Source organism: Marinobacterium lacunae, assembly GCF_000705555.1.
Classification (GTDB): Bacteria; Pseudomonadota; Gammaproteobacteria; order Pseudomonadales; family Balneatricaceae; genus Marinobacterium_D; species Marinobacterium_D lacunae.
This window is the reverse complement of record NZ_JMQN01000029.1, coordinates 55,259-76,895: the sequence shown is the minus strand read 5'-3', so window position 1 is coordinate 76,895 and position 21,637 is coordinate 55,259. Positions and strand designations below refer to the sequence as shown.

18 protein-coding genes are annotated in these 21,637 nt (G+C 57.2%); 6 read left to right on the top strand and 12 right to left on the bottom strand.

Features of this window, described 5'->3' with window-relative positions; all coding sequences use genetic code 11:
- The first annotated feature begins 203 nt into the window (after positions 1-203).
- On the top strand, positions 204-563 hold the full coding sequence (locus ADIMK_RS10505) for a nuclear transport factor 2 family protein (protein WP_036187475.1): 360 nt from the start codon (positions 204-206) through the stop codon (positions 561-563).
- Between the two features lie 27 nt (positions 564-590).
- Here the strand turns inward: ADIMK_RS10505 and ADIMK_RS10500 are convergent, their stop codons facing one another.
- The gene (locus ADIMK_RS10500) at positions 591-1,388 is read right to left on the bottom strand and encodes a transglutaminase domain-containing protein (protein ID WP_036187472.1); all 798 of its coding nucleotides are present in this window, start codon (positions 1,386-1,388) and stop codon (positions 591-593) included.
- A 517-nt stretch (positions 1,389-1,905) separates the two neighbouring features.
- Here ADIMK_RS10500 and ADIMK_RS10490 point away from each other — a divergent pair.
- On the top strand, positions 1,906-3,069 hold the full coding sequence (locus ADIMK_RS10490; protein WP_036187466.1) for a Fic family protein: 1,164 nt from the start codon (positions 1,906-1,908) through the stop codon (positions 3,067-3,069).
- 112 nt (positions 3,070-3,181) lie between these two features.
- Here the strand turns inward: ADIMK_RS10490 and ADIMK_RS10485 are convergent, their stop codons facing one another.
- Genes ADIMK_RS10485 through ADIMK_RS10465 form a run of 5 tightly spaced genes read right to left on the bottom strand, consistent with a single transcriptional unit; the run spans position 3,182 to position 9,190 of the window.
- Entirely contained in the window at positions 3,182-3,412 is a 231-nt protein-coding gene (locus tag ADIMK_RS10485; protein ID WP_036187463.1) for a formate dehydrogenase subunit delta, read from the bottom strand.
- Positions 3,399-4,259 carry a formate dehydrogenase accessory sulfurtransferase FdhD gene (gene fdhD / locus ADIMK_RS10480; RefSeq protein WP_051692850.1) on the bottom strand — a complete coding sequence of 287 codons (861 nt, stop codon included), beginning with the start codon at positions 4,257-4,259 and terminating at the stop codon, positions 3,399-3,401. The genes ADIMK_RS10485 and fdhD overlap by 14 nt, the downstream gene beginning before the upstream one ends.
- A gap of 4 nt (positions 4,260-4,263) precedes the next feature.
- The gene (gene fdhF / locus ADIMK_RS10475) at positions 4,264-7,119 is read right to left on the bottom strand and encodes a formate dehydrogenase subunit alpha (protein ID WP_036187460.1); all 2,856 of its coding nucleotides are present in this window, start codon (positions 7,117-7,119) and stop codon (positions 4,264-4,266) included.
- 2 nt (positions 7,120-7,121) lie between these two features.
- Positions 7,122-8,693 carry a formate dehydrogenase beta subunit gene (locus ADIMK_RS10470; protein ID WP_036187456.1) on the bottom strand — a complete coding sequence of 524 codons (1,572 nt, stop codon included), beginning with the start codon at positions 8,691-8,693 and terminating at the stop codon, positions 7,122-7,124.
- On the bottom strand, positions 8,693-9,190 hold the full coding sequence (locus ADIMK_RS10465; RefSeq protein ID WP_036187453.1) for a formate dehydrogenase subunit gamma: 498 nt from the start codon (positions 9,188-9,190) through the stop codon (positions 8,693-8,695). Before ADIMK_RS10465 ends, ADIMK_RS10470 begins: the two co-directional genes overlap by 1 nt.
- 115 nt (positions 9,191-9,305) lie before the next feature.
- Here ADIMK_RS10465 and ADIMK_RS10460 point away from each other — a divergent pair, with 115 nt between their 5' ends.
- Genes ADIMK_RS10460 through ADIMK_RS10455 form a run of 3 tightly spaced genes read left to right on the top strand, consistent with a single transcriptional unit; the run spans position 9,306 to position 13,349 of the window.
- The gene (locus ADIMK_RS10460) at positions 9,306-10,376 is read left to right on the top strand and encodes a substrate-binding domain-containing protein (protein WP_036187450.1); all 1,071 of its coding nucleotides are present in this window, start codon (positions 9,306-9,308) and stop codon (positions 10,374-10,376) included.
- Positions 10,369-10,527, top strand: coding sequence for a hypothetical protein (locus tag ADIMK_RS21965; RefSeq protein ID WP_156042882.1), 159 nt, complete (start codon positions 10,369-10,371; stop codon positions 10,525-10,527). Before ADIMK_RS10460 ends, ADIMK_RS21965 begins: the two co-directional genes overlap by 8 nt.
- A gap of 5 nt (positions 10,528-10,532) precedes the next feature.
- Positions 10,533-13,349, top strand: coding sequence for a GGDEF domain-containing phosphodiesterase (locus ADIMK_RS10455; protein WP_051692849.1), 2,817 nt, complete (start codon positions 10,533-10,535; stop codon positions 13,347-13,349).
- Between the two features lie 33 nt (positions 13,350-13,382).
- Here ADIMK_RS10455 and ADIMK_RS10450 read toward each other — a convergent pair whose 3' ends face one another.
- The 6 genes from ADIMK_RS10450 to ADIMK_RS10425 form a co-directional block, all read right to left on the bottom strand.
- Positions 13,383-14,423, bottom strand: a complete 1,041-nt coding sequence (locus ADIMK_RS10450; RefSeq protein ID WP_036187447.1) for a zinc-dependent alcohol dehydrogenase family protein — start codon at positions 14,421-14,423, stop codon at positions 13,383-13,385.
- Between the two features lie 278 nt (positions 14,424-14,701).
- On the bottom strand, positions 14,702-16,000 hold the full coding sequence (locus tag ADIMK_RS10445; protein WP_036187445.1) for a TRAP transporter large permease: 1,299 nt from the start codon (positions 15,998-16,000) through the stop codon (positions 14,702-14,704).
- The gene (locus ADIMK_RS10440; protein WP_036187443.1) at positions 15,988-16,515 is read right to left on the bottom strand and encodes a TRAP transporter small permease; all 528 of its coding nucleotides are present in this window, start codon (positions 16,513-16,515) and stop codon (positions 15,988-15,990) included. Before ADIMK_RS10440 ends, ADIMK_RS10445 begins: the two co-directional genes overlap by 13 nt.
- 70 nt (positions 16,516-16,585) lie before the next feature.
- A complete protein-coding gene (dctP, locus tag ADIMK_RS10435; RefSeq protein WP_081849750.1) occupies positions 16,586-17,596 on the bottom strand; it encodes a TRAP transporter substrate-binding protein DctP in 1,011 nt (336 codons plus the stop codon).
- A 30-nt stretch (positions 17,597-17,626) separates the two neighbouring features.
- Complete coding sequence (locus tag ADIMK_RS10430; protein WP_036187441.1) at positions 17,627-17,887, bottom strand: hypothetical protein; 261 nt, start codon at positions 17,885-17,887, stop codon at positions 17,627-17,629.
- A gap of 31 nt (positions 17,888-17,918) precedes the next feature.
- Entirely contained in the window at positions 17,919-19,520 is a 1,602-nt protein-coding gene (locus tag ADIMK_RS10425) for a BCCT family transporter (RefSeq protein ID WP_036187438.1), read from the bottom strand.
- A gap of 514 nt (positions 19,521-20,034) precedes the next feature.
- On the opposite strand from ADIMK_RS10425, the gene ADIMK_RS21695 reads away from it, so the two are divergent.
- A complete protein-coding gene (locus ADIMK_RS21695; RefSeq protein ID WP_197027520.1) occupies positions 20,035-21,624 on the top strand; it encodes an autotransporter outer membrane beta-barrel domain-containing protein in 1,590 nt (529 codons plus the stop codon).
- The last annotated feature ends 13 nt before the right edge of the window (positions 21,625-21,637 follow it).

Genomic DNA, 21,637 nt, shown 5'->3' with positions numbered 1-21,637 from the left:
CAAATAATAGTTATAACCAGACTTGTTCTGCTCAATGTGACAACACGGTATTGGCACAGCCGCTATTCGCCAGATCAGGCCCAAACACCTACGCTTACATCAGCAGCATTTTACATCCGCTACCTGTCACGACTTACCTGCCTCTCCGACCGCGCCAACGGTCCGGTCGCGAGTTCATACAACAAGCACAGAGGGTAAGCACAATGAGTCTGGCCAATATCGTACAACGTGGCTGGGACGCCGTAGCCGTCGGTGATTTCGATTCACTGGTGACCGATTACATGGACGAAATGCAATTCATCATGCCGGGGCAGACCGATGTGGTCGAAGGCCGTACAGCCTTCCGCTCGGCGCTGAACAACATCGGACAAGCACTTCCGGCTGGCTTCCACATTACCGGTCTTCGTCATATCGAAGGCGATAAAGAGGTCGTATCAATCGTGGAATGGGAGTCCGACAGGGTCGACGCCTCACAGCTGATGATTCTGTTCAAGTTCATCGGTGACAAAATCTACGAAGAGCGGTGGTTTGTCGATACCGAACAATGGAGGGCAGCGTTATAGGGCATTTCAAACAGAGCACTTACCCGTTCAGCGAGTGGTGCGCTCAATCTGCTTAACGTTGACACGCATATCGAGCAGTTCCACCGGATCACCGAATTGAGTGTAGATCGCAACATCCGCCGCGTCTCGACCAAAGGCAATCGCGACGCGGCCTCCTTTCAAATCGGAACAGGTCGGATCAAAGGTATACCAGCGGTTACCGACGTAGGCTTCAAACCAGGCGTGGAGATCCATCGGTTCAAGCCCCTCAAGATAACCCACTACCATCCGCGCGGGGATCGACAGCGCACGACAGCAGGCAATACCGAGGTGCGTCAGGTCACGGCAGACACCGCTTCCGCGCTGCTTCACCTCCGCCGCACTGATAATCTCCTGTCCCTCTCCCGGGGTGTACGGTACATTCCGGCGAATGTACTCCACGATTGCTGCGCATTGATCGTATCCCGGCGCTTCGCCTTTGGTTATCGACGCGGCTATCTCCGTAAAACGGTCCGACTCGCAATAGCGACTTGGTCGTAAAAACGGCAAGGTGTCATCCGGCAACTGCTGCACTTCAATGAAGGGCGCACCAGGTGCCGCATCGGAGGCATCCGCGGTCTCGATATCAACCGAAGTACGCACGGAAAAATGTCCCGCTGGCGCCACAACACGCTGGCACAGGTTGCCAAACGAATCTGTAAACTCCACCGCCGGTACACTGGGCGAAAAGAGATACTCCTCCCTCGCAATCCACTGCTGCCATCCACTGCGCGGGCGCAACATCAACAGAAACGGCGTCGCCACCGGAATCTGGAACTCAAGGGTGCAGGAAGCGTTCAGCCACATGTCAGGCGCTGTCTCCTTTTAGAAGGGCGGTAAACAGCTCAGGCTAAAGGGTTTAACCGGGTTATGCAAAGAGCGCTCAGGAAACACGAGGACCAAGGCCCCGTCTTTCCGCATCCTCAGCTACAAATTAAACGCTACCACATATACTCTGCTTTAGGCCTAGCAAGCAACGGGAACCAGAACAGCGAAATGGATATTCGGAACCTTGACACTGCCTCGCACCCCGACCAATTTTGGTTTGAGACCTGACCCGCGAACAGTTAAAAGAGATCAGGCCGCAGCTTAAAAGCGCCGGCTATTCCGAAGCCAAGCTGTAAACAGCTCGATAGAGTGCTGAACAGCCAACTGGACAACGTTCTGGACGAGCTCAGCCTGGCGATCTGGCCAAAACCTGCCTGAACACTCACCTAAAAAACGGTACCCAATTAAATTAGCCAGGCTATTATTTTAACTTTTCGGTTAAGTTTTCGGTTAAGTTAAAATAATAGCCTGGCTAATTTTAACTTAAGGCAAGATCATGGAACGAGGCCTCACCGGGCACTATGTGCCCAGCATTGCCGGCGGCGTTGCCTGTCAGGCGTTTATACCCGCCCCGCTACCACCGGCCCCACCCCTGCAGATCGATGCCAAGCTGCAAGGGCGTATCAGTCAGGCGATGCTGGCACTGGGAAGGCTCGACGCTATCAGTACCCTGCTCCCCGATGCCCACCTTTTTCTATACAGCTATGTGCGCAAGGAAGCGGTGATGTCCTCACAAATAGAGGGCACCCAATCATCGCTGAGCGACCTGATGCTCTACGAGATGGAAGGGATACCCGGCGTACCGATGGATGACGTGCAGGAGGTCTCCTGCTATGTGAGCGCACTGGCACTTGGTGTCGAGCGGATTACAGAGGGCCATCCCATCGCGTTTCGCCTGCTCACCGAGCTGCACCAGGCTTTGATGACCTCAGGACGCGGCATCAACAAAAGCCCCGGTGAGTTCCGTAAAAACCAGGTATGGATCGGCGGCCACCGCGCCGATGAAGCCACCTTTGTCCCCCCCCCCGCTCAGGAGCTGGCGGACTGTTGGAGTGTGCTGGAGCGTTTCATCAACGATCTACCTGAAGCCACCGACCCACTGATTAAGGCCGCGCTTGCCCATGTGCAGTTCGAGACCATCCACCCCTTTATGGATGGCAACGGGCGTGTGGGGCGGCTGCTGATCCCGCTGATACTGGTGGCCGCAGGCGTGCTCAGCCAACCCCTGCTCTATCTTTCAGTATTCTTCAAAAAACACCGACAAACCTACTATGAACGCCTGCAGCAGGTGCGGCTGACCGGCGACTGGGAGAGCTGGCTACTGTTCTTTGTCGATGCAGTCACCGCTACTGCTACCCAAGCAGTTGAGACAGCGCGCCAACTTAACCAACTGCGCAGCGAGCACCGTAAACAGATGTCCGATCTTGGCCGACTGGCCGGGTCTGCACAGCAGGTGCTGGATGTGCTGTTTGAGTTACCTATCGCCAATATCGCCACACTGGTCGAGCGCAGCGGCTTGACCGCAGCCACCGTGGGTAAGGTAATGGAACGCCTGTCGCAACCGGAGACCGATTTAGTACGCGAACTCACCGGCCAGAAGCGCAATCGGGTATTCGCCTACACCACCTATATCGAGATTCTGAATCAGGAGACGCCATGACCGGTCGAGGCATATACGATAACGCCCCCTGGGATGCTGAGCAGAACATGAACAGCGAACTGCCGTCTGTCAGATCATTGGCGGAAGTGGCGCATCGGGCGGCATGATGTAATTAGCGTGCGTCGCCTTGCAACCTCTCCCCCGCCAATCTGGCCGCAGGATGCAGCTCCTCTCCTCCCTGCCCGAGGTAGTCAAACAGCTGGCTTTTCATCCGCCGTGACCAGAATTTCTTTACATGGCCCGCGACCACCTCGGCAACGGCACTCTCGTCACCGGCACTGATATTGTTGAGGGCGATCTGGTTGATCATCTGGATCAGGCGATCCTGCTCACTGTGTGACATGCTCTGCTCTCGCTTGTCTGGATTCTTGTTCTGTTTGATGCTGGCCGCCGGTGTAGATCACGTGTCGACCGGGTCTGGCAAAGCCGATCAGGTTCATGCCTGCCGTTGAGGCGTGCTCCACTGCCAATGCCGTAGGTGCCGACACAGCAACCAGTGTCGGTATGCCCATGGCGTTACATTTATTAACCATCTCGTAGCTGGCTCTGCTCGAGATCAGCACAAAGCGTTCGGCACTGACCATGTTGCCGATATCACGGTCTGCACAGGCGCCGATCAGCTTATCAAGCGCGTTATGACGCCCCACATCTTCGCGCAGCAGCAGGATGTTACCGCTGGGATCGCACAGTGCCGCTCCGTGCACAGCCCCGGTAACCGACTGCAACGGCTGGTGCCCCTTTAGCTGCTCAAGCGCTGTTTCAATCGCAGCGCTCTGTGGCAACTGTGCAGCCCTAACAGGCGTTGGCATCGCCACCGCCTGCTGCAAAGACTCAGCCCCACAGAGGCCGCAACCGGTGCGCCCTGCCATATTTCGGCGGTGCTCCTTGAGTTTGGCGAAGCACTCACCGGCAATCTCGATATGCAGCTCGATACCAAGCGTCTGCTGCTCAATCTCGATACCGTAGATCTGCTCCGCACGTTCGACGATCCCTTCGCTGAGACTGAAACCCAGCGCGAAATCCTCAAGATCCATCGGCGAGGCCATCATCACCACATGCGAAAGGCCGTTGTAGACCAGTGCTACCGCGACCTCCTCGGCCAGCAGATCACGAGCCGTTTCCGGCTCGTGATCTCCACCGCCGGAGCGGCGACACTGAACAGAGAAAGCCTTGCGACCCTGACCGTCCATCGGTTTACTCCGCCGCCGGCTTGGCTTCGTGCAGGAACTTGTGCTGACGCTGGTGATTGTCATGGAAGTTCTTCTGCCAATCGGAGGGCTGACTCACCTTCTCGACCTGTACCGCCGTCACCTTGTACTCCGGACAGTTGGTGGCCCAGTCGGAGTTGTCGGTGGTGATCACGTTGGCGCCACTGTGCGGGTGGTGGAAGGTGGTATACACCACACCCGGCTGCATCCGTTCGCTGATGCGCGCGCGCAGCACGGTATGACCTGCACGGCTGCTGATGCCCAGCCAGTCGTTGTCATTGATGCCACGCTCTTCGGCGTCATGCGGATGGATCTCCAGCACGTCCTCGTCATGCCACACCTGGTTGTCGGTGCGGCGAGTCTGCGCGCCCACGTTGTACTGGCTGAGGATACGACCAGTGGTCAGCAGCAGCGGGAAGCGGCGGTTGGCCCGTTCGGTGGTGGGCACGAACTCGGTGATGGCAAAGTGCGCCTTGCCGATCGGGAAGCTCTCCACATGCATGATCGGCGAGCCGACCGGATGCTCATCGTTGCAGGGCCATTGCAGGCTGCCCTGCTGCTCCAGCTTGTCGTAGCTGACACCGGCAAAGCTCGGCGTCAGCTGGGCAATCTCGTCCATAATCTCAGACGGGTGGGCATAGTTCATCGGATAATCCAGCGCGTTGGCCAGAGCCACCGTCACCTCCCAATCCTCTTTGCCCGCAATCGGCGGCATCACCTTGCGCACGCGGTTGATACGGCGCTCGGCATTGGTGAAGGTTCCGTTCTTCTCAAGGAAGGTGGAGCCCGGCAGCAGCACATGGGCGAACTTGGCCGTCTCATTGAGGAAAATATCCTGCACGATGAGGCAATCGAGCGAGCGCAGCGCCTGCTCCACATGCTGGGTATTCGGATCCGACTGGGCGATATCCTCACCCTGTACGTACAGCGCACGGAAATGGCCGGCGATAGCGGCATCGAACATGTTAGGGATACGCAGCCCCGGTTCGTGATCGATCTCGACACCCCAGGCCGCTTCAAAGCGACCGCGCGCAACCGGATCAGCCACGTGCTGGTAGCCCGGCAACTCGTGCGGGAAGGAGCCCATATCGCAGGAGCCCTGTACGTTGTTCTGACCGCGCAGCGGGTTCACGCCGACACCGTCACGGCCGATATTACCGGTCGCCAGCGCCAGGTTGGCGATCCCCATAACGGTGGTCGAGCCCTGACTGTGTTCGGTAACACCCAGACCGTAGTAGATCGCAGCATTGGGCGCCTTGGCATAGGTGCGCGCCGCTTCCCGTACTTTGTCCGCTGCAACACCGGTAACCTCTTCCACTGCCTCCGGTGCGTGACGCGGGTCCTGAATGAACGCACGCCATTTGGCGTAAGCGTCATCCTCACAGCGCTTGGCAATAAAGCCGGTATCTTCGAGACCTTCGGTGACGATGACATGCGCCAGCGCGTTGACCATCGCCACGTTGGATCCCGGGCGCAACGGCAGATGGGTCGCATCACCCAGATGCGGCGTATCAAGCAGATCGATATGGCGCGGATCTGCCACAATCAGGCTCGCGCCTTCGCGCAGACGACGGCGCAACAGCGAGCCGAAAACCGGATGGGCATCGGTGGGGTTGGCACCGATCACCAATACGCAGTCGGCTTTCATGACCGAATCGAATGTCTGGGTGCCGGCAGACTCACCCAATGTCTGTTTCAGGCCATAACCGGTAGGACTGTGGCAGACACGGGCACAGGTATCGGTGTTATTGTTGCCGAACGCGGCGCGGATCAGCTTCTGTACCAGATAGGTCTCTTCGTTGGTGCAGCGTGAGGAGGTGATTCCGCCGATGCTCTCGCGGCCATGTTCCGCCTGAATCGCTTTCAGGCGCTTGGCAGCAAAGCCGATCGCCTCTTCCCAGCTCACCTCTTTCCAGGGCTGGTCGATGGAATCGCGGATCATCGGTGCACGGATGCGATCCTTATGGGTGGCGTAACCAAACGCAAAACGCCCTTTCACGCAGGAGTGGCCGTGGTTCGCATCGCCCCCTTTGTAGGGCACCATGCGTACCAGCTTGTCGCCCTTCATCTCCGCCTTGAACGAACAACCCACGCCGCAGTACGCGCAGGTTGTCACTACGCTGTGCTCCGGCTGCCCCATCTCAATAACGGAGTTCTCGGTCAGCGTTGCGGTCGGGCAGGCCTGCACACAGGCACCGCAGGAGACACACTCAGAGTCGAGGAACCCTTCATCCTGACCGGCGGCGACCTTGGAGTCGAAGCCGCGACCATCGATGGTCAGCGCGAAGGTGCCCTGCACTTCCGAGCAGGCCCGCACACAGCGTGAGCAGACGATGCATTTGCTGGCATCGAAGGTGAAATAGGGGTTGGAGGTATCCTTGGGCGCATCCAGATGGTTCTCGCCGTCAAATCCGTAACGCACTTCGCGCAGGCCGACGCTACCGGCCATGTCCTGCAGTTCGCAGTTGCCGTTGGCCGGACAGGTCAGACAGTCCAGCGGGTGGTCGGAGATGTACAGCTCCATGATATTGCGACGCAGTTTGGCCAGCTTGTCATTCTGCGTCCACACTTTCATCCCCTGCTCAGCGGGGGTGGTACAGGATGCGGGCAGACCGCGACGCCCTTCGATCTGCACTGCACACAGGCGGCAGGAGCCGAAGGCGTCCAGATTATCGGAGGCGCAGAGCTTCGGGATGTTGATATCGGCCAGCGCGGCTGCGCGCATCACTGAAGTACCTTCGGGTACGCTGATCTCGACACCGTCGATCTCCAGCGTGACCAGGTTCTCGCTCAGCGATGCCGGGGTGCCGTAATCTTTGTTCGGATCAAAATGCTGCAACATGATCAGGCCTCCTCCGCCAGCGCTTGGGCGTCAGATGTATGTTTCACGAAATCTTCACCGAAGTGTTTCATGGCGCTCTGTACCGGGAACGGCGTCATACCGCCCATCGCGCACAGAGAACCGTCGACCATGGTCTCGCACAGGTCGGACAGCAGTTCCAGATTACCCTCGACGTTTTCACCGGCCCGGATACGGTCGATCACCTCGACGCCACGGGTAGAACCGATACGGCACGGGGTGCATTTACCGCAGGACTCGGCCACGCAGAACTCCATCGAAAAACGCGCCTGCTCACCCATATCGACGGTATCGTCGAACATCACCACGCCACCATGACCGAGCACGGCCCCGATCTTGGCGAACGCTTCGTAGTCCAGCGGTGTATCCCACTGGCTCTCCGGCAGGTAGGCTCCCAGCGGACCGCCCACCTGCACGGCCCGCAGCGCACGCCCGTTACGGGTACCGCCGCCAAACTCGAACATCAGCTCACGCAGGGTCGGGCCAAACGCCAGTTCAACCAAACCACCCTGCTTCACGTTACCGGCGAGCTGGAACGGCAGCGTGCCGCGTGAGCGACCCATACCGCAGTCGGCATACGCCTTGGCGCCCCGATCGAGGATGAACGGCACCGCCGCCAGCGACAGTACATTGTTGACCACAGTCGGTTTACCGAACAGGCCGACGATGGCGGGCAGCGGCGGCTTGGCGCGCACCAGCCCGCGCTTGCCCTCCAAGCTTTCCAGCAGCGAGGTCTCTTCGCCACAGATATAAGCACCGGCACCCAAACGTACTTCCAGATCGAAGCGCTGGCCACTGCCCAGGATATTTTCACCGAGCAGATTATTGGCGTAGGCGGTTTCAATCGCGGCGTTCAGGTTCTTCTGTGCCAAGGGGTATTCGGAGCGCAGGTAGATGTAGCCCTGGGTCGCGCCGACGGCGAGACCGGCGATGGTCATCCCCTCGATCAGCATGAACGGGTCGCACTCCATGACAAGACGATCGGCAAAAGTACCTGAGTCGCCCTCATCGGCGTTGCAGACGATGTACTTCTGATCGGCCGGCGCGTTAAGCACGGTCTGCCACTTGATACCGGTGGGGAACGCCGCGCCGCCACGACCGCGCAGGCCGGACTCCTTCACCGCATCGACGATCACCTGTGGTTCCAGTGCCAGAGCATTATCCAGCCCCCTGTAGCCGCCGTGCGCCTTGTAATCGTCCAACGATAACGGATCGATAACACCGGCACGGGCAAAGGTCAGACGCTGCTGACGCTTGAGGTAAGGGATCTCTTCGACCAAGCCCAGCGCCAGCGGATGGTCCACCTCGCCCTTCCAGAACTCAACGGCAAACAGGGATTCCAGATCCCGCTCTTTGACCGGTCCAAAGCCATAACGCCCTTCGGGTGTATCCACCTCGATCAGCGGCTCAAGCCAGTAGAGAGCACGCGTACCATTACGGCGAATCTCCAACGGATCGCCCATCTCATGCGCCAGCGCATCGATGCTGGCGGCAAGTCGGTCGGCACCCAACGCCTTGGCGGTGGTATCAGACGGCACATACACTCGGTAAGCCATTACTGCACCTCCAGCCGGTCGGTTTTAAGCGCATCGACCAGTTCATCAAAGCGCTGCGCATCAACACCGGCGTGAATCTCGTCACCCACACGCACCGAAGGTCCGCAGGCGCAGTTACCCAGACAGTAAACCGGCTCCAGCGTCACCGTGCGGTCCGCAGTTGTCTGATGGTAATCGACCCCAAGCGCCGCCTTTGCATGCGCTTCAAGGGCACGCGCACCCTGTGCCTGACACGCCTCGGCACGGCAGATCTCGACCACATGACGGCCGGGCTCCCGGGTACGGAAGTGGTGGTAAAAGCTGATCACGCCATGAACCTCCGCGCGGCTCAATTTAAGCGCAGGCGCGATCAGGGATACGGCATCGTCAGGGATATAGGTAAAGCGGTCCTGAATGGCGTGCAGGATCGGCAAAAGCGCTCCCGGCTTGGACTTGAGCTCATCGATGATGGCTTGCGCGACTGTTGGCTCCCAGCTCGCGCTTCCCGGCGTACTCATTGGTTATCCTCCTACCGCCGAAATATGAACCAAATTTCATATTCAAGCAGAAGTGTTGCTCTTTTTATGGCGTACAAATTAACATCAGAGGGTACTAATCAAAATATGAAACAAAATGCCTATTCATAAGATCAGCATCGTTCCCACCTGGTCCTTCCGAGACGATCAGGGTCGCACACTTGATCCGCAGCTATTTATCCTTTTGCGACATATCGAGCAGGATAAAAAGCTCACCAGCGCCGCGGCGAGAACCGGCATCTCCTACCGTCACGCCTGGAACCAACTCAATAAATGGGCCGAGTTTTTCGGCACCCCGCTGGTCGAGCTCGAAAAGGGGCGCGGTGCCCGGCTGACACCGCTGGGCGACAAGCTGTTATGGGCCGAAAAAAGAGTGATCGCACGACTGGAGCCCCAGCTCGACAACATCACATCCGAGCTCAACATCGAGCTGTCCCGCCTCTTAGAGGGTAGCCGTCCGGGGCTGCGTCTGCATGCCAGCCACGGCTATGCAGTGGAGCTTTTGCCGCGTTTCATTCAGGGGTTTGAACTGGATCTGCAATACAAGCAGGGGCAGGATGCACTGGCGTCGATGGCACGGGATCAGTGCGACCTTGCCGGATTTCACCTGCCGGTCGAAGCAATCAGCGACGAGATGAAAGGCTGGGTCGACAAACTGCTCAAACCCCGCGCGCACCGCATCATTCGTTTTATCACCCGCGCACAGGGCTTGATGATCAAACCCGGAAACCCTCTGAATATCGAAACGCTGGCCGATCTCTGCCGCGAAGATGTCCGCTTTATCAACCGCGAACCGGGTTCGGGCACACGCAAGCTGCTCGAGGAGCTGATGCGACGGGCCGGCCTGGACACAGAAACCTGTCTGGAAAGCGCCGGCATCGAGTTCACCCACTCAGCCGTAGCGGCCCATGTTGCAGCCGGCATGGCGGATACCGGGTTTGGCGTGCAAGCCGCGGCCAGCCAGTTTGGTCTGGATTTTATCCCGCTGGCCCGCGAGCGTTACTTGATCGCCTGTCATCAGCGCACACTGGAGATGCCCGCTATGCAAAGCCTGCTGAAAACGCTTAAAGATGATGCATTCAGAACCGCTGTGGACGCCCTGCCCGGCTATGAAAGCGCTGATTGTGGTGACATCGTCACGCTTGAGGCGTTAATCTCAAATGACTGACCGATCAGTCAGGTGTCAGCCCTTCCAGAGCGCGATTGATGCCATTAACGAGCTGAACAAGGCCGACCAGATGCTGTTGAACTGCTTCTATGCCGAACCGGAGTTCATGGGCATGATACGACGCAACGTACTTGGGCTGGAGGCAGACTAAACCCCATGCATGAAAAACGCCGCAAGCCCCTCTCGCTGCTGGCCCTGCTGAGCCTTTTGATCGCTATCATGGTGACCATTGTCTTCATCGTACTGACCATGAGTCACTTCCAGGTTCAAAGCGAACATATCACCCGTCACATGAAAGAGGATGCAAGGCGCAGCCTTGAGCGTCTGAGCAACAATATTGCCCCGCTAATGGAGGCGTACGCGGTCGACGACTATGAAAAGATGGTGGCAACAGAAGCGAAGCTTCAGGCGTTCTATGCCATCACACTAGAAGATAAACGCAAGGGGGCTAGCCCTGACGGGCCGACCTTCACCAGTGGATCGATACTCGGTGCAGAGGGTACCTATATCGATTTCGATCCCCAAAACGAAGCGCAACAAGGCCGGTTGCAGAACGCCTACTACAGCGTCGAAGCACCTATCATCTCCTCACAGGGCAAACCCATCGGAAAAATCTCGGTCTATATGACCGGCGAGGCAATTTCTCAAGAATTACAGCGCGTTCTGATAGAAAACATTAGCGCCTCACTGGTGCTGGCCTTAACGCTGATCGGTATCCTGATCTACGCCGTCCAGCATCTGTTCGTAAGACCTCTCTACAAAATATCCAACGCTTTCGCCCAGTGCGACGATGATGGCATCCCGCTTCTGCCGGCCCCCGAGTTCGGCTATGGGGAGGTTGCCACACTCAGCCATACGCTCAACACCATGAGGGATGTCACGCGAAAAGCGCGGGACGCTGTCCAGTTCGAACGAGACTGCCTGCAAAACGTAATCGACGGCACCAATGTCGGTACCTGGGAGTGGCATGTCCAGACCGGCAAAACCGTATTCAACGAGCGCTGGGCCGAGATTATCGGCTACACCCTCGAAGAGCTCGAACCCGTCTCCATCGACACCTGGCTGAAGTTCACGCATCCGGATGATCTCGAGCGCTCAGGCGATGCGCTACAAAGACACTTCTCAGGCGAAGAACCCTACTACGAGTGCGAAGCCCGCATGCGGCACAGGGACGGTCATTGGGTATGGGTGCTCGATCGCGGCAAGGTATTTACCTGGGATGCCGATGGCAAACCGCAGACCATGTTCGGCACCCATCAGGACATCACCGAGCGACGTCAGGCCGAAGAACAACTGGTGCTCTCCGCCAGCGTGTTCCAGCACGCTCGCGAAGGCATTTTTATAACCGATGCAAAAGGCCTGATTATTGATGTAAACCAAGCGTTCAGCCGCATCACCGGCTATTCGAAATCTGACTCAGTCGGCCAGAACCCCCGCATCCTCAAGTCGGGCCGACAGGATGAAGCATTTTATCAAGCCATGTGGCAGGAATTGATCAGAAAGGGCTATTGGTCGGGCGAGATCTGGAATCGCCGCAAAAATGGTGAAATCTACCCGGAGTTTTTGACTATCAGTGCCGTATCGGACGCAGAAGGCCGACACCAAAACTATGTCGCACTTTTTGCGGACATTTCGACGCTTAAAGCCCATGAGCAGAAGCTGGAACAGATCGCACATTATGATGTGCTCACAGGTCTACCCAACCGACTGCTGTTAGCCGACCGCCTTCGTCAGGCCATCGCTCACTCCAACCGTCACCATCATCCGCTGGCCCTGCTGTTTCTTGACTTGGATGGTTTCAAGGAGGTCAACGACCGCCTCGGCCACGATATCGGCGATCTGTTGCTGATTGAGCTGTCCAAACAGCTGAAACGGACGCTTCGGGAAGAGGACACGCTTGCTCGGCTAGGCGGCGATGAATTTGTCGCGATTCTACCCGACATCGCCGATATGAAGGACTGCCGACCAGGCATTGAGCGGATTCTCGAGACAAGCTCAAAGCAGTTGCTGATCGAGGGCCATCCGGTGCAGGTTTCAGCCAGTATCGGCGTTACCTTCTACGCCCCCAATGATGAATCTGACGCCGACCAACTGATACGTCAGGCCGATCAGGCGATGTACCAGGCCAAGCTCAACGGCAAGAACCGATACCATATTTTCGATGCCAAGCAGGACCGCTCTTTGCGTCACCGCTATGAGGAGATCGAGCAGATTCGCCACGGCCTGGCCCACAACGAGTTCGAACTGCACTATCAGCCTCAACTCAATCTGCGCACCGGCCAGATAGTCGGGGTAGAAGCGCTGATCCGCTGGAATCACCCGACACTGGGCCTGCTCTCCCCCGGACGTTTCCTGCCCGCGATCGAAACACACGAGTTGATGGTGCTGCTGGGAGACTGGACCATCGAGCAAGCCCTGACTCAGCTATCGCGGTGGCAGGCGCAAGGTCTTTCGATGGTGGTCAGCGTCAATATCGCAGCCGTTCACCTGCAACACTCAACCTTCGTGCCCCATCTTCAGGAAGCCCTTGCGCGCTACCCTGAGCTCAAGCCCGACCAGCTCGAACTGGAGATACTGGAAACCAGCGCACTGGATAACATGACGCAGGTATCGAAGATCATGCGTGAATGCCAGGCCATCGGCGTCATGTTCTCGCTTGATGATTTCGGTACCGGCTATTCGTCCCTCTCCTACCTCAAGCACCTGCCGGTAAGGACGCTGAAGATCGATCAGACCTTTGTCCGGGATATGCTGGAAGACCCGGACGATCTGGCGATTCTCAAGGGTGTACTGGGTCTGGCGGAAGCCTTCAATCTGGAAGTAATAGCCGAAGGGGTGGAATCTCAGGCCCACGGTGAAAAGTTACTGAGCCTTGGCTGTGAACTGGCTCAGGGATACGGCATTGCACGCCCCATGCCTGCAGACGCTCTGCCGCAATGGATCCGTTCCAGCGCTCACCAGTATGCAGGGTAAAAAAGGGAGGGCTCCCCCTCCCCATGCATCTGGCTAGTCGGCGCTCAGGATCACTTTCATGGCCTTCTCCTTGGCCGCATTCCCGAACACCTCATACGCCGCCATAATTTCATCAAGGGCAAAATGGTGGGTGATCAACTGCTCTGGCTGAACCTTGCCGGACTCCAGCGTCTTCATCAGCATCGGTGTGGTATTGGTATTCACCAAACCGGTGGTGAGTGTGATGTTCTTGATCCACAACTTTTCGATATGCAGATCCACACTGGTACCGTGCACACCCACGTTGGCGATGTTGCCTCCCGCAGTGACAATCTCCTGGCAGATATCGAAGGTGGCGGGAATACCCACCGCCTCAATCGCCACATCGACACCGCGGTTGTTGGTTAACGCCATCACCGTCTCAATCGCATTCTGTCGAGCGCTGTTGATCAGATCCGTCGCGCCAAAGGTTTTGGCTGCCTCCAGCCGGTTATCGTCCATGTCGATCATGATGATATGCGCCGGCGAGTAGAACTGGGCGGTCAGCAATGCAGCCATACCCACAGGGCCTGCACCGACGATAGCGACGGTACAGCCCGGTGCCACCTGTCCATTCAGGACCCCGATTTCAAAACCCGTCGGCAGAATATCACTGAGCATGACCAGTGCTTCTTCATCCTCCCCGGCCGGAATCGGATAGAGGCTGTTGTCGGCGTGAGGGATACGCACGTAATCAGCCTGAGTGCCATCGATCAGGTGACCGAGAATCCAGCCGCCATCTTCACAGTGCGCATACAGCTGTTTCTTGCAGTTGGCACAGCGGCCGCACGAAGTGATGCAGGAGATCAGCACACGATCCCCTTTTTTGAAGTTATTGACGGCACTGCCCACCTCTTCGATGACACCGACGCCCTCATGACCGAGCGTACGCCCCTCCTCTACCGTTGGCACATCACCCTTGATGATGTGAAGATCGGTACCGCAGATGGTGGTTTTCGTCATGCGCACCACAGCATCCGTGGGCTTAAGTACTGTCGGCTTATCCTTGTCGACAACTGCTTTCTGGCCGGGGCCCTGATAGACAAGAGCTTTCATAAACGCATCCTTAGAGTTCCGCTTTATTATTGGCGTTGCCTCAGCAACGATCATGGCGTGCCGCCCACTGTCAGCACCGGCAGCCTTGATGCGGAACGCAAGAAGCATACCCAAAGGCCAGAACAGAAAATGCTAATTATTTTTAATGCTTTTCAATGAGTTATTGAAAATAGGGGATGCAGACAGGTCGGGATCGAGAGGACGGGTTCGATTATCGAACGCACAGCGCAAAAACAGCGTTCGATAATCGAACGCTGTTTTCGGTTGATAGACCCCGGTTACACGAACCCGAGCATGCGCGGCAGGAACAGTGACAGGTCCGGCACAAAGGTCGTGATCATCATGACCGGCAAGCCCACAAATCCCATCAGCGCCAGTGCCGGCATCACGGTTTTGTGGATCGATACCTTGCCAATACGACACGCCATATAGAGTATCGGTGCCACCGGGGGGCTATTGGCGCCGATCACCACCGAACAGGCGACAATCGATGCAAAATGTACCGGATGAACACCGCTGTCGATCATCAGCGGCAGGAACAGCGGTGCCACCACCACCGTCACCGACACATCATCCATGATCATCCCCGCAATGATCAAAAACAGGTTGACCACGATCAGGATCATCAACGGGTTCTGGATCAGCGTACTCACCAGTTCGGTCAGATCCTGCGGTATCCGCTCAGACGCCAGAATTCGGCCGATCATGAAGCTAAACAGCAGGATGAGAATCACTGTACCGGTTGTCTCCGCTGCTGACACCACGCTACGCGCAAAGGTGCCGAGATTCAGATCCTTGTAGATGAAGAAGCCGATCAGCATCGCGGCAAAAGCCGCCACTGCCGCCGCTTCAGTCGGTGTAAACACACCGCCGTAGATACCGCCGAGAATAATGATCGGCAACGACAATGCCGGAAAAGCGCGGAAGGTGGCCTTGCCCTTGCCCGGTAGCTGCTCAAGCCCGTCGTTAGCGGCACTGCTCACCTCATGAAAGAAGCGGCCAACGCTGAAACGGTTGGCAATGATCAACCCGATAATCAGCAGAATCGCAGGCCCTACCGATGCCGCGAAGCACGCCGCCACAGACTGGCGTGTCACTACCGCGAACAGAATCATGGTGATCGACGGCGGAATCAAAATCCCCAGCAGCGAAGAGATCCCCAGCAACGCCGATGAATAGCTGCGCGGGTAACCGCGCTGCTCCAGCGGCCCAATCATGATGGTGCCGATTGAGGCGACAGCAGCCGTGGCTGTGCCGGCGATGGCACCGAAGATACCCGAGGCCATCACCATTGATGCGCCCATGCCGCCGCGACGCTTGCCGATCATCACCTCAATGAAATCGACCAATCGGCGGGCGATACCGCCGCTCTGCATCAAATATCCGGTGAGCACAAACAGCGGCAGTGCAATCAGAATCACCGAGTCCACCGAGCGGTAGCCCTGTAGCATCAGGGTGTTCAGGTTGGCGTCGTAGGCGAAAACCATATAAGCAAGGACACCTGCGAACGACCAAGCGACAGGAACGCCAATGATCATCAGCAGCATCAACAGGCCAATCGCAATCAACCCTTCCATGCCAGCGCCCCCTCTTTTTTCAGTTGTTTGATGCCGGTTATGGCGCACACAACATCGCGCAGCGCATAACAGCTACAGCCCACAGCGGCCACCATAATTGAGGCCTGAGGCAGCCAGAGCGGAATACCCATGCCCGGCGTTGACTGCGGACGACGCATGCCCCAGGCCAGCATCCGGTACGCCAGTACAACGAAGAACAGGCAGATCACAAATGTGATGAACGAGATCATCGCCTTATGCATCAGCTTGAGGCGTCGATCCGATATCTGCAGTTCGACGAAATCCACCACGAGATGTTCGTTACGACGGCTGGCAATAAGCCCGCCGAGCATATAGAGCCACATCCCGAACAGCATGATCAGCTCAAGAAGTCCCACCACGGACCAGCCAAACACATAACGTGCCAGCACAAGGAACAGCATCAGCCCGACAACGAGCATGCTGGATACAAACGCGGCCGCTTCCAGCAACCATCCGATACGGCGATCCAGCCCGGAAAAGAGTCTGCCGATCATCTTCTTCAGCCTCTGAGCGAACCGACCCGCAAAGCGGGCCGGTCGGGGTTAAAACAGGTGTGGATGCCGCTTAGAGCGGAGTTGCATTGGCACGAATCGTCTCCATGATCTCGGAGCCGATCTCCTGATCCATCAACGGCCAAACTTTCTCGCGTGCAGCCTTGGCGAACTCGCGAATCTGCTCGTCGCTGGGCTCGAAGTACTCCATGCCCGCTTTATGCGCTTCTGCGATGTAGTGATCGTCCTGCTCTTTGGCTGCCTTGAACTGATCGTTCATGATCTCCAGCGCCGCTTCGCTGACCACTTTCTGCTCCTCTTCGCTCATGCCGTTCCAGGAGTCCAGGTTCATGGACAGGATGCCGGTCATGAAGAAATGCTTGGTCTGTACGTAGTAGTCCAGGGAGTCGCGGAAGTACTCGTAATCCCAGTAGATCACGTTACCGGCTTCGCCATCGACCACACCGGTTTGAAGTGCGGTATACACTTCACCCCAGTCGATTGCAGCGGTCTGATAACCCAGCGCCTGCATCGTCTGTGGAGCCGGGAATACGGTCATGGTGCGCACCTTGAGCCCTTCCGCATCGGCGATATTCAACGCATATTTGCCGCGTGAACCTACACCGTTGAAGCCTTCAGGCCAGGGGCCGAAAAACTTCAGGCCGATATCCTGATAGATACCACCGAGCATGTTGTTGACCCAACCACCTGGGCTGTAAGCGTTCAGCGCTTCATCCCAGGACAAGGTCATGTAAGGGGTATAGATCACACCGATCCGCTTGTCGTACGAGGTCATCGGCCAGTTCAGCATGACATCCACGTCACCGGCCACGTGCAGGTCGAACACCTCCTGCTGACCGCCCAGCTCGTTCTGGTAGTACACTTTGGTCTTGATCTCGCCGCCCGATCTCTGCTCGATCAGCTCGCCCCACTTTTTCAGTGCATCACCGGCCGGTGAGCCCTGGGTACCCGAGTCGGTGGCCAGCTTCAGCGTCAGCGCCTGAGCGCTTGCGCTCATCAGGCAGGCAGTCGTCGCAGCGGTTACAAGCAACGTTTTAAAGCTGGACAGGGTGTGTTTCTTCATTTTTTGCCCTTTCGTTTAATAGTTTGCAGCTTAGTTTTTGTAGTGCTCGATGAGGCCACGGCCATGCGCTATCAACGCCACGACGATCGGCAACATCATCCCCCCGGATTTTGCCTCCAGCGTGGCAACCATCCGCTCGAAAGCGTTCAGTTCCTCGCTGGAAGCATCGCCAAGCCAATCCTCAAGTTCAGCCTTCACAGCGGTTGCGTCAGCTCCCACCGGCAGAGCCAGTCCCAACTCCCGCAACCGGTCCGTGAAGTCTTCAAGATCGATCAGCTCGGCAATCATCATCGCGTTTACCCTCTCGTGTGTGTGGTCGCTATCAATGCAGGTGTACTTCCGATCTCAGCCCCTGATAGAGGCTCAGACACATCAGCACCAGCACCATGGTGAACGGCAGGCCTGTAGTGATCGCCCCAGCCTGCAACGCCACCAGCGCTTCGGAGCCGCCACCGACCAGCAGGGTGCCGGCGATAATGCCCACCAGGCTTGCCCAGAACATACGCTGAGGCATCGGTGCGTCGGTTTTGCCACCGGCGGTGATGCTGTCGATTACCAGAGAGCCGGAATCAGACGAGGTGATGAAGAACACCAGCACCAGCACGATACCAACGACGGAGAGCAGGCTGGTCAGCGGCAGGTTTTCAAACATCTGGAACATCGCCTGAGAGACATCACCAATACCGTTGGCAAGCTCGCCAACGCCGTTGGTTGCCTGCTCCATGGCAGCCCCCCCCATGACACTCATCCATACCAGTGTGACCAGCGTCGGCACCAGCAGAACAGCGGTGATGAACTCGCGCACGGTGCGACCACGGGAGATACGGGCAATGAACATGCCGACGAACGGTGACCAGGAGATCCACCACGCCCAGTAGAAAACAGTCCAGCCGTGGAACCATGTACCATCTTCACGACCGATCCAGTCAGATAGCGGCACGATATTGCTGGCGTAGCTGGTCAACATCGTGCCCATGGTTTTGAAGATCGCCAGCGTCGGACCAACCGCGATGATCAGCGCGATCAAGCCGGCCGCGATGACCATGTTGATGTTGCTCAGCAGCTTTACACCACCGTCGAGGCCGCGGGCAACGGAGAACAGCGCCACACCGGTTACGATGACGATCACCGCTACCTGGGTCGAGAGGTCATTAGCGATACCGAACAGGTAGTTCAGACCACCGGCAGCCTGCTGGGCACCGAGACCGAGCGAAGTGGCCAGACCAAAGATGGTTGCCAGTACGGCAAGAATATCAACCACGTGACCGAGCACACCCCAGGTGTGACGGCCCAGCAGCGGGTAAAACGCGGACCGAACAGTCAGCGGCAGGCCCTTGTTGTAGGCAAAAAACGCCAGTGCCAGCCCCACCACGCCGTAAATGGCCCAGGGGTGCAGACCCCAGTGGAACATGGTTGCGCCAAGTGCCATGTCGGCACCTTCCGGCGTTCGCGCTGCCGCATTCAGCGGAGTGCCATACCAGTCGGTGTAGTACGCCACAGGTTCAGCCACGCTCCAGAACATCAGCCCAATGCCCATGCCGGCGGCAAAGAGCATCGAGAACCATGAGAGTGTTGAAAACTCGGTCTTGGCATTTACGCCACCCAAGCGGATCCGGCCGACCGGCAGAACGATCAACGCCAGGCAGAAAACAACAAACAGGTTGGCACCAACCATGAACAACCAGTCGAAATGTTCAATTGACCAACCACGTGCGCCGGTCAATGCCTCCTTGGCACCGGCCGGAAACAGCAGGGTTGCGAGAATAAACAGCAGAATCAGTCCGGCACTGATGCCAAAGACCGGGTTATGAACGTCCAGCCCGAGCAGTTTGACGTTATCCTGTCCGACTTGATAGTCGGTGTCATACTCCGCGGTTATCACCAAGGCCTCCGCCTCGGCTTGATCTCTATTCACACCTTTCATGAAGCTCTCCTTTGAACTGTCTGGATTTCCAGCACAGGACTCCCGCACGGAGTCTGTTGTTTTTTATTGTTATCCTGGCGACGACGGATACAGGGGATGAACCTGCATGGAAGCGAGAGGGACTTCCGGTCCGCGAAAACGGACACTCCGGATACAACCAAGCGTGCCAATCCATACTACGAATGCGGGAATAGACTGTTGTCCCCGTTGCGACAGGTCAGAAAGGAAAAACGGCGGAATTGCGACATGGCGGGAATGAGTTGTCTGATTGCGTCACGCAGGGAAGTCCGTCTCAACGTGATCGTCCCTCAAAGAAGCAAACAAAGCCTGTAAGCACGCGTAAATAGTACGCGGGCGCATTTCCAAGCGTTTCGTAGGTGGTATAATACCGACCGATTTGTCAGTTTTTTCCTACGAAATCCGCCTTGTCGCCAAAGAACAGTGTGCAGTCGTATCTTATCGATGGAATCGAGTCCGGGACGGAATGCGTAATACTTCAAGGAAATGGAACACTATGAAATCCAACCGAAAGCCCGCTTTTATTCGCTCGCCACTTGCAATCGCCTTAGGACTCGCCTTGGCTGCACCAGCCGCTCAGGCGGACTTTTCAGGTGACTATGCCGCTGACAACTGGAGCCAGACTGTTGCTGGAGACGGCAGTATCGATACAGGCTCGGCACCAGGTTCAGTTACTTTGACAGGTTCAGATAACGGAGGGGGCGATACCACCTTCACTATATCCCTGAGCGGTTGTGGCGCTGGCTGTGATGTTACTTTCGATTGGTCTTACGTAACGTACGATGTTGATGGACCATCCTGGGATCCCGCCGGTATAACCGTCAACGGCGTCAAAACCCAGCTAAGCGATAGCTCCGGCGCAGACAATCAGTCCGGCTCGTCATCCTTAGATGGACTCCTCGATGGCGACATTTTTGGATGGTATGACCACGGGGATGGTTGTTGTGGAGGCAGTGTATTTACAATATCTAATTTCCAAATTCTTTCTGCTCTACTGGCCTATGACGCTGTCGTCAATACAAAGAACTCGCCCGCATATGGTGCAGCACAGGTTATAGACGCAAACAGCGGCCTTATAAATCTGTTCACCGGCCTTTCAAGTGAAGAAGAGTTGTCAGCCGCCGTAAGCCAAACCCTCCCTGTCTTGACCGGTGCAGGTTCCATGGCCGCGCGCACCACGCTCTACGGTATCAACAATGCAGTTGGCGCACGTCAGAACGCCAATCTGGGCCTCTCCTCCGGCGATGCGATGCTGAGCGACAAGCATTTCTGGATCAAGCCGTTCGGCACCTGGACCGAGCAGGACGACCGTAAGGGCGTATCCGGCTACGACGCCAAGACTGGCGGTCTGGTACTGGGTCTGGACAGCTCTATCAACGACCTGACCCGTCTGGGTATCGCGTTTGCCTATGCCAACACCAACGTGGACAGCAACTCGAACGTGGCGCCCCAGAGCCTGGATATCGACAGCTACCAGCTGATCGGCTACGGCTCGTACGCGCTGGATGCCAACACCGACCTGACCTTCCAGGCCGATGTGGGTCAAAACCAGAACCAGGGCAAGCGTGTCATCACCTTTACCAACAGTGCCGCTGACTCCGATTACGACAGCTACACCGCTCACCTTGGCGCTGGCGTGGCCCATACCTACGCCATCGACGATGCCAACCGTGCGATCGCAACCGTTAAAGCGGACTACACCTGGATCAAGGATGAGTCTTACACCGAATCCGGTGCAGGGCTTTTGAATCTGGATGTTGAGAGCAACATCACAGAGGCGCTGGTCGCCGGTGTTGAAGGACAGCTGATCCATACCCTGAACCCCAGCACTGAGCTGAACGCCAAACTGGGCGTGGGCTACGATCTGATCAACGATCAGGCCAGCATCACCTCCTCGTTTGCAGGCGCGCCGGGTGCACAGTTCACAACCGAGGGTCTCGATCCTAACCCGTGGATCGCCAACGCCGGTTTCGGTCTGTTCCACACCGCCGACAACGGTGCTGAAATCAGCGCCAACTACGATGCCGAATACCGCTCTGACTACCTGAGCCAGACCGCATCACTGAAACTGCGCGTCGCCTTCTAAAAAGGCCCATCAG

What these genes read in the sequence shown, in the direction of transcription:
- ADIMK_RS10505 (WP_036187475.1), top strand. Translation starts at nt 204, where the DNA reads ATGAGTCTGGCCAATATCGTACAACGTGGCTGGGACGCCGTAGCCGTC.
- ADIMK_RS10500 (WP_036187472.1), bottom strand. Translation starts at nt 1,388, where the DNA reads ATGTGGCTGAACGCTTCCTGCACCCTTGAGTTCCAGATTCCGGTGGCG.
- ADIMK_RS10490 (WP_036187466.1), top strand. Translation starts at nt 1,906, where the DNA reads ATGGAACGAGGCCTCACCGGGCACTATGTGCCCAGCATTGCCGGCGGC.
- ADIMK_RS10485 (WP_036187463.1), bottom strand. Translation starts at nt 3,412, where the DNA reads ATGTCACACAGTGAGCAGGATCGCCTGATCCAGATGATCAACCAGATC.
- fdhD (WP_051692850.1), bottom strand. Translation starts at nt 4,259, where the DNA reads ATGGACGGTCAGGGTCGCAAGGCTTTCTCTGTTCAGTGTCGCCGCTCC.
- fdhF (WP_036187460.1), bottom strand. Translation starts at nt 7,119, where the DNA reads ATGTTGCAGCATTTTGATCCGAACAAAGATTACGGCACCCCGGCATCG.
- ADIMK_RS10470 (WP_036187456.1), bottom strand. Translation starts at nt 8,693, where the DNA reads ATGGCTTACCGAGTGTATGTGCCGTCTGATACCACCGCCAAGGCGTTG.
- ADIMK_RS10465 (WP_036187453.1), bottom strand. Translation starts at nt 9,190, where the DNA reads ATGAGTACGCCGGGAAGCGCGAGCTGGGAGCCAACAGTCGCGCAAGCC.
- ADIMK_RS10460 (WP_036187450.1), top strand. Translation starts at nt 9,306, where the DNA reads ATGCCTATTCATAAGATCAGCATCGTTCCCACCTGGTCCTTCCGAGAC.
- ADIMK_RS21965 (WP_156042882.1), top strand. Translation starts at nt 10,369, where the DNA reads ATGACTGACCGATCAGTCAGGTGTCAGCCCTTCCAGAGCGCGATTGAT.
- ADIMK_RS10455 (WP_051692849.1), top strand. Translation starts at nt 10,533, where the DNA reads ATGCATGAAAAACGCCGCAAGCCCCTCTCGCTGCTGGCCCTGCTGAGC.
- ADIMK_RS10450 (WP_036187447.1), bottom strand. Translation starts at nt 14,423, where the DNA reads ATGAAAGCTCTTGTCTATCAGGGCCCCGGCCAGAAAGCAGTTGTCGAC.
- ADIMK_RS10445 (WP_036187445.1), bottom strand. Translation starts at nt 16,000, where the DNA reads ATGGAAGGGTTGATTGCGATTGGCCTGTTGATGCTGCTGATGATCATT.
- ADIMK_RS10440 (WP_036187443.1), bottom strand. Translation starts at nt 16,515, where the DNA reads ATGATCGGCAGACTCTTTTCCGGGCTGGATCGCCGTATCGGATGGTTG.
- dctP (WP_081849750.1), bottom strand. Translation starts at nt 17,596, where the DNA reads ATGAAGAAACACACCCTGTCCAGCTTTAAAACGTTGCTTGTAACCGCT.
- ADIMK_RS10430 (WP_036187441.1), bottom strand. Translation starts at nt 17,887, where the DNA reads ATGATGATTGCCGAGCTGATCGATCTTGAAGACTTCACGGACCGGTTG.
- ADIMK_RS10425 (WP_036187438.1), bottom strand. Translation starts at nt 19,520, where the DNA reads ATGAAAGGTGTGAATAGAGATCAAGCCGAGGCGGAGGCCTTGGTGATA.
- ADIMK_RS21695 (WP_197027520.1), top strand. Translation starts at nt 20,035, where the DNA reads ATGAAATCCAACCGAAAGCCCGCTTTTATTCGCTCGCCACTTGCAATC.